A 6,957-nucleotide genomic window follows, 5' to 3' on the forward strand; every position below is an offset into this window, starting at 1 on the left:
GGCGGGTCAGGACTTTTTGAGCACCGCGCCGTAGAAGGATTCGCCCAGGGCGGGGTCGGGCGCGGCCGGGACCTCGGCCTCGAGCACGAGGTCCTTGCGACGGCTGCCGAGACGGTCCACGTTGGCCTCGTTTTCGGCGGGATTGATCGTGCAGGTCACGTAGACCAGGCGGCCGCCGGGGCCGAGCGCGGCGTAGGCCGCTTCGAGCATGGCCCGCTGCAACCGGATGAGCCCGGCCAGGTCCTCGGGCTGCCTGCGCCATTTGGCGTCGGGCCGGCGGGAGAGCACGCCCAGGCCCGAGCACGGCGCGTCGAGCAGGATGGTTCCCGGCGGCCGCGACAGCGGCATGCGCGTGGCCGAGGCCCGGAAGGCGGCCATCGCCGGCAGCCCCAGGCGCGCCGTCTCCTTGCCCAGTCCCGACAGACGGCCGGCGTGCATGTCTCCGGCGAAAACCTTCTTGCCGGCCTCGGCCAGGGCCAGGGCCTTGCCGCCGCGCCCGGCGCAAGCGTCGAAGACCGGCTCGGGCCAAGCGGCCATGCCCAGACGCGACAGGACCACCTGGGCGGCGGCGGACTGGCGCGAGACCAGGCCCTTGGCGACGGCGTCCTGGAGGTCGACGCCGGCGGGCGAGAGGTCCGTGCCGGCGGGCAGGGCCAGGACGGGAAATGCCGCCAGCCGGACCTGCGGCAGGGCGGCCAGGGCGTCGAAAAGCGCCTTCGCCCCGGGGCGCGCGGCGTTGACCCGAAGCCCCAGGGGCGGGGCCTCGGCCTGGGCGGCCAGGTGGGCCACGGCCGCCTCGCGGCCGCAGTCGCGCAGCCACATGGCCGTGATCCATGGCGGGCAGGAATAATAGCGGCTCAGGTATTCCAGGTCGTCGCAGCGGTCCCGGCGGTAGAAGGCGGGGTCGGCGAAGGCGTCGGGATCGGCGGCCACGCGGCGCAGCACGGCGTTGGCCATGCCGGCCAGGCCCTTGCCGCCTCGCTTGCGCACGGCGGTCACGGCCCAGTCCACCGAGGCGTAGGCCGGCACCTTGGCGCAATAGAGGATTTCGTAGGCGGCCAGGGTCAGCACCCGGCCCACGGCCACGGGCACGGCGTCGGGATTCTTGAGCAGCCTGGAGACGATGTATTCCAGCCTCCCCCGCAGGCGCAGCCAGCCGTAGACGAGTTCCGTGGCCAGGCCCCGGTCGCGGGGGTCGAGGCCGGGGGCGTCCAGGGCGGCGTCCAGGGCGGCCTGGGCATCCTGCCCTGCCCCCGGTCCGGCGGGCCTGGACGGGTCGGGCAGCACACGGCCGAGGACCGCCAAGGCGATGCGGCGGGCCGGCGGGATGCCGGGCGAGGCGTTCCCGGTCAACGCGGGGCCTGCCCGGCCGGCGCGGGCGCGCCGAACGGCGGCCGGCCGGGGAGACGTTCGAAAAGGCGCTCGCGGGCCGTGCCGTCCACCAGGAAGTGGCGCAGGGCGCTTTCCAGGCGCGGCAGGGCCACTCGCGTGTCCAGACAGGGGCCGTTGGGCCGTTCGTTGAGCACGCCGTAGACCGGAATGGGGTAGGTGTCCTGGATGCCGCTGGTCAGGTCGCGCTCGCAGGCCACGGCCAGGATGAGCCGGGGGCGCTTTTGCACCACGATGCGCCGGGCGATGGTGCCGCCGGTGGCGATGGCGATGTGCACGCCGTAGGCCTCGGAGAGCGTGATGAGGCCGTCCACCGGGCACATGCCGCAGCGCTTGCAGTTGTTGATGTCGTAGGTGAGCCGGTGCAGGCAGCGGCTCGACTGCAGGCAGTGCGGCAAAAGCACCAGCACTTGCGACGGCTCGAAGCGGCCGACCGAAGCGGACACCATCTCGTTGTTGACCTTGATGAACGACCCGCGCACCCGGCTCTTGGACAGCCGGAAAAGGCGGGCGAAGATGGTCATGAGCGGCAGAAACACCCGGGCCATGACCCCGCGCAGGTGGTTCGAGCCCAGAAACGGCCGGCCCATGGCCACGCTGATGGCGAGCCCGATGGTGGCCCAGAGGACCAGGGCGATGGCGGCGGCGGAAAGCGCGCCGAGCACCCAGGGGACCAGGGGGTGGATGTTAGCCAGGCCGATGTAGGGGATGATCCAGGCCAGGGCCAACAGCGCGCACACGGCCAGTCCCGTGCCGCACAGGAGCCCTATGAAGACCCTTTTCTTCGACGGTTCGTTGCGTTCCACCAATGCTCCGGATGTCCCAGTCGCGTCTCGCGCCGTTTCCTGAAAAAGCCGCCGCCCCCCGCACAAGGACGTGCTTCGCGGCAGGCGGGGCTAGGCGGTCGCGCCGCCGTCCGGCGGCCCGCACACGGCCATGGCGTCGTCCTCGCATTTGCCGAGGTAGCCGCAGGAAAAGGCCTTGGCGTCCATGGGCCGCTTGCCGGCCGGGACCACCGTGGGGATGAAATAGACAGCGTCGGCGCAGGCCACGCCGATGTGGCACTCCATGAGGCCCAGGATGTCGCCGGGCCTGGCCCCGGGCGGCAGCGGACAGCCCACCTTGCCCGGATGGGCGATGATGCGAAGCGGCTCCCTGTCCGCAGCCTGCTTCCAGAAGAAGAACGCGCCCGGATGGGGCGTCATGGACCGGATCAGGTCGTGGACCTCGGCCGCGGGCTTCGTCCAGTCGATCAGCGCCTCGGCCTTGTCGATTTTTTTCGCGTAGGTGACCTTTTCCGGGTCCTGCTCCACCATGGGCACCCCGCCGGTGCGCAGGCGCTTGAGAGTGTGCACGAGGAGCCGGCCGCCGAGGTCGGCCAGCTCGGCCCGCAGGGTGCCGGCGGTGTCGGACTGGCCGATGGCCAGCACGCGCTGCATGATCATGGGGCCGGCGTCGAGCGCCGCCACCATGCGCATGATGGTCACGCCCGTGAGCCGGTCTCCGGCGGCGATGGCCCGCTCGATGGGCGCAGCCCCGCGCCAGGCCGGCAACAGCGAGGCGTGGACGTTTATGGGCAGCAGCCTCGGGATGTCGAGCACGGCTTGGGGCAGGATCATGCCGTAGGCGGCCACGAGCAGCACGTCCGGCGCGTAGGCGGCCAGGGTCGCCACCTCGGCCTGGTCCTTGAAGGACTCGGGCTGGTGGATGGGCAGGCCGGACGTGAGGGCCAGGGTCTTGACCGCGCCGGGCTGGCATTTCTTGCCCCGGCCGCAGGGCCGGTCGGGCTGGGTGTAGACCGCGACCACGTCCACATCGTCGCTGGCCAGCACGTGCTCAAGGACCGTCGCCGCGAATTGCGGCGTGCCCATGAACACGGCCCTTAGCCGGCCTGGCTCGCCGTTTCCTGCTGCTGCCTGGTCCATCTTCTCACCCGCTTGTCGTACATGGCGCGCTTGAGGCGGCTGATGTGGTCGATGAAGAGCACGCCGTCGAGGTGGTCGATCTCGTGCTGGAGGCAGACGGCGTAGAGCCCGTCGGCCTCGATCTCCATCGCCTTGCCGTCCAGGTCCAGGGCCTTGACCGTGACGTTGGCCGCCCGGCGCACGTTGGTGCGGTAGTCGCGCACGGACAGGCAGCCTTCCTCGTCTTCCTGCTCGCCGCTGGCGGCGGTGATCACGGGGTTGACCAGGGTGACGAGTCCTTCGCGCTTCTCCGGGCCGGTCAGGTCGATGACCACGAGCCGCAGGGACTCGCCGACCTGCGGCGCGGCCAGGCCCACGCCCTGGTTGGCGTACATGGCCTCGGCCATGGCCGTGGCCAGCTCCCGGATTCCGGGCGTGATCTCGGTCACCGGCGCGGCTTTTTTCGCCAGCACCGGGTCCGGGTATTTGCGTATCTCCAGAGGCATGGTTACGCCTTATCCTTGTCCTTGTCCCGCGAGCGCAGCTTGATGCCGAGCTCGCGCAGCTGCGCGAGCGACACTTCCCCCGGCGCTTCGGTCAAAAGGCACATGGCCTTCTGGGTCTTGGGGAAGGCGATGACGTCGCGGATGGATTTCGCGCCGGCAAGGATCATGATAAGGCGGTCCAGGCCGAAGGCAATGCCGCCGTGCGGGGGCGCGCCGTACTGCAGGGCGCTCAAGAGGAAGCCGAACTTCTCCTCGGCCTCGGCCGCGTCGATGCCCAGGGCCTTGAACATGGCGGTCTGGCGGTCCAGGGTGTGGCTGCGGATGGAGCCGCCGCCGATCTCGTTGCCGTTCAGCACCATGTCGTAGGCCCGGGCCAGGGCGTTGGCCGGGTCGGTGCCCAGCATCTCCAGGTGGCCGTCCTTGGGCGAGGTGAAGGGGTGGTGCTTGGCCACCCAGCGCTTGTCCTCCGGGTCGTACTCCAGCAGGGGGAAGTCCGTGACCCACAGGGGCTTGAACACGCTCTCGTCGATCAGGCCCAGGCGCTCGCCCAGCTGGACGCGCAGGTTGCCCAGGGCGGCGTTGACCATGTCGGCCGCGCCGGCCTGGAAGAACACGATGTCGCCCACTTCCAGGCCCAGGCGCTTGGCCAGGGCGTCACGCTCCTCCTGGGAGAAGAACTTGGCGATGGGGGACTGCCACTCGCTCTCGCGGATCTTGATCCAGGCCAGGCCCTGCGCACCGTAGATCTTCACGAACTCGGTCAGCTCGTCGATCTCCTTGCGAGTCATGGTCTCGCCGCCGGGCACGCGCAGGCCCTTGACCAGCTCGGCCTTGGCGAACACGCGCAGCTCGCAGCCGCGCACGATGTCGGACACGTCGGTCAGGGGCAGGCCGAAGCGCAGGTCGGGCTTGTCCACGCCGTACTCCGCCATGGCCTGCTGGTAGGTCATGCGCGGGAAGGGGTTGGGCAGCTCGTGGTCCAGGCACTCGCGGAACAGGGTGCGGATCATGGTCTCGGCCATGTCCATCACCTGCTCCTCGTCCACGAAGCTCATCTCGATGTCGATCTGGGTGAACTCCGGCTGGCGGTCGGCGCGCAGGTCCTCGTCCCGGAAGCATTTGACGATCGGGTCGTAGCGGTCCATGCCCGCCACCATGAGCAGCTGCTTGAAGAGCTGGGGGGACTGGGGCAGGGCGAAGATATTGCCCAGGTTGACGCGGCTGGGCACCAGGAAGTCGCGCGCGCCCTCCGGCGTGGAGCGCGTGAGCATGGGCGTCTCGACCTCCAGGAAGCCCAGGGAGTCCAGATAGCGGCGCACGCTCTGCGCGGCCTTGGAGCGCAAAAGGAAGTTCTGGGCCAGGCGCGGGCGGCGCAGGTCCAGGTAGCGGTACTTGAGCCGCAGGGCCTCGCCTACGTCCACGCGGTCCTCGATGGCGAAGGGCGGGGTCTTGGACGTGTTGAGCAGCTTCCAGTCGTTGACCACCACCTCGATCTCGCCCGTGACCATGTTGGGGTTGGCCATGCCCTCGGGCCGGGAGCGCACGGTGCCCCGGATGGCCAACACGTACTCGGAGCGCACCACGTGGGCGCGCTCGTGCGCCTGGGGCGCGTGGTCCGGGCTGAACACCACCTGGGTCAGGCCGTTGCGGTCGCGCAGGTCCACGAAGATCAGGCCGCCGTGGTCGCGGCGGAACTGCACCCAGCCCATCAGGCAGACCTCGGCGCCGATGTCGCTGGCGGTCAGCTGGCAGCAGGTGTGGGAGCGCTTCCAGTCCCCCAGGGGGTCGGCGGCGCGGGGGGCTTCGTCGGCGATGAGTGTCTGGTCCATGAGGCTTCTGGCTCCTTAAAGGCGAAGAAGGTCGATAACGCCCGCCAGCGGCACGGTGGCCTGGCTGGCGTCGCGCATGTTTTTGACGACAACGGTTCCGGCGGCGAGCTCCGCCTCGCCCAGGATCAGGCAGAACCTGGCCTGGGACTTGTCCGCGCCGCGCATCTGGCTCTTGGTGGACTTGTGCGCCAGGGCGCACTCCCCGCCGAAACCGGCGGCGCGCAGCTCCTGCGCCAGCAGGAGGCCGGCGTCCAGGGCGTCCGCGCCCATGGCCACGATGTGGAAATCCGGGGCGCTGGGGCCGGGGTCCGCCATCAGCAGCGCCAGGCGCTCCATGCCGCAAGCGAAGCCCACGCCGGGCAGGTCCGGCCCGCCCAGGGTGCGCACCAGGCCGTCGTAGCGGCCCCCGCCGGCCACGGCGGTCTGCGCGCCGATGTTGCCGGAGGTGATCTCGAAGGTGGTGCGCACGTAGTAGTCCAGCCCGCGCACCAGCCTGGGGTTCAGGGTGTAGTCCAGGCCGCCCCGGTCCAGCAGGGACTTCACCGTGGAGAAGTGCTCCGCGCAGTCCGGGCAGAGGTAGTCCGTGATCTTGGGCGCGCCGCGCGTCAGCTCCTTGCAGCTGGGGACCTTGCAGTCCAGCACGCGCAGCGGGTTGGTCAGCTTGCGGCGCAGGCAGTCCTCGCAGAGCTGGCCGGAGTCGAAGCCCTTGAAGTACTCGTTGAGCGCGTTCTGGTAGTCCGGGCGGCACTTGGGGCAGCCCAGGGAGTTGAGCTCGAAGGTCAGCTCCGTGATGCCCAGCTCCGTCAGGAAGTGGTGGAGCATGAAGAGCATCTCCGCGTCCAGAAGCGGCGAGGGGGAGCCGAAGGCCTCCACGTCCAACTGGTGGAACTGGCGCATGCGGCCCTTCTGCGGGCGCTCGTAGCGGAACATGGGGCCGTAGGTGAAGAGCTTGGAGAGCTCCTCCTGGGCGTGCAGGCCGTTCTCCACGTAGGCGCGCACCATGCCCGCCGTGGCCTCCGGGCGCATGGTCAGCATGCGGCCCTTGCGGTCCGGGAAGGTGTACATCTCCTTCTGGACCACGTCCGTCTCCTCGCCGATGGAGCGGGAGAACAGCTCCGTGCGCTCCAGGATGGGCACGCGGGCCTCCCGGTAGCCGTAGCGGCCGAATACGGCGCGGGCCGTGTCCTCAAGACGCTGGAACACGCGGGACTGCTCCGGCAGCAAGTCCGCGAAACCTTTGATTTTCTGGATTTTTTCCATAGAGGGCCCCAGGGCGGCAAGCGCCCGGAAAAAAATGGCTGTTAGCCCGAGCGGTTCGGGATGTCAAAA

At 69.8% G+C, this 6,957-nt stretch carries 6 protein-coding genes; all 6 read right to left on the reverse strand.

Translation table 11 applies throughout. From position 1 onward, the window contains the following. Positions 1-6 precede the first annotated feature (6 nt). Positions 7-1,353 (reverse strand): transcription antitermination factor NusB, encoded by a 1,347-nt coding sequence (locus Q1K70_RS09560; protein ID WP_300158304.1) that lies wholly within the window; start codon positions 1,351-1,353, stop codon positions 7-9. Next, entirely contained in the window at positions 1,350-2,195 is an 846-nt protein-coding gene (locus Q1K70_RS09565; RefSeq protein ID WP_300158308.1) for a DUF116 domain-containing protein, read from the reverse strand. Before Q1K70_RS09565 ends, Q1K70_RS09560 begins: the two co-directional genes overlap by 4 nt. Before the next feature lie 90 nt (positions 2,196-2,285). After that, on the reverse strand, positions 2,286-3,260 hold the full coding sequence (gene fmt / locus Q1K70_RS09570; RefSeq protein ID WP_300158311.1) for a methionyl-tRNA formyltransferase: 975 nt from the start codon (positions 3,258-3,260) through the stop codon (positions 2,286-2,288). An 11-nt stretch (positions 3,261-3,271) separates the two neighbouring features. After that, entirely contained in the window at positions 3,272-3,799 is a 528-nt protein-coding gene (gene def, locus Q1K70_RS09575) for a peptide deformylase (protein WP_300158314.1), read from the reverse strand. A gap of 2 nt (positions 3,800-3,801) precedes the next feature. Then, positions 3,802-5,628, reverse strand: a complete 1,827-nt coding sequence (aspS, locus tag Q1K70_RS09580) for an aspartate--tRNA ligase (protein WP_300158317.1) — start codon at positions 5,626-5,628, stop codon at positions 3,802-3,804. A 15-nt stretch (positions 5,629-5,643) separates the two neighbouring features. Beyond that, a complete protein-coding gene (gene hisS / locus Q1K70_RS09585) occupies positions 5,644-6,888 on the reverse strand; it encodes a histidine--tRNA ligase (RefSeq protein ID WP_300158320.1) in 1,245 nt (414 codons plus the stop codon). Between the last annotated feature and the right edge of the window lie 69 nt (positions 6,889-6,957).

This window comes from Solidesulfovibrio sp., assembly GCF_029978005.1.
GTDB lineage: Bacteria > Desulfobacterota > Desulfovibrionia > Desulfovibrionales > Desulfovibrionaceae > Solidesulfovibrio.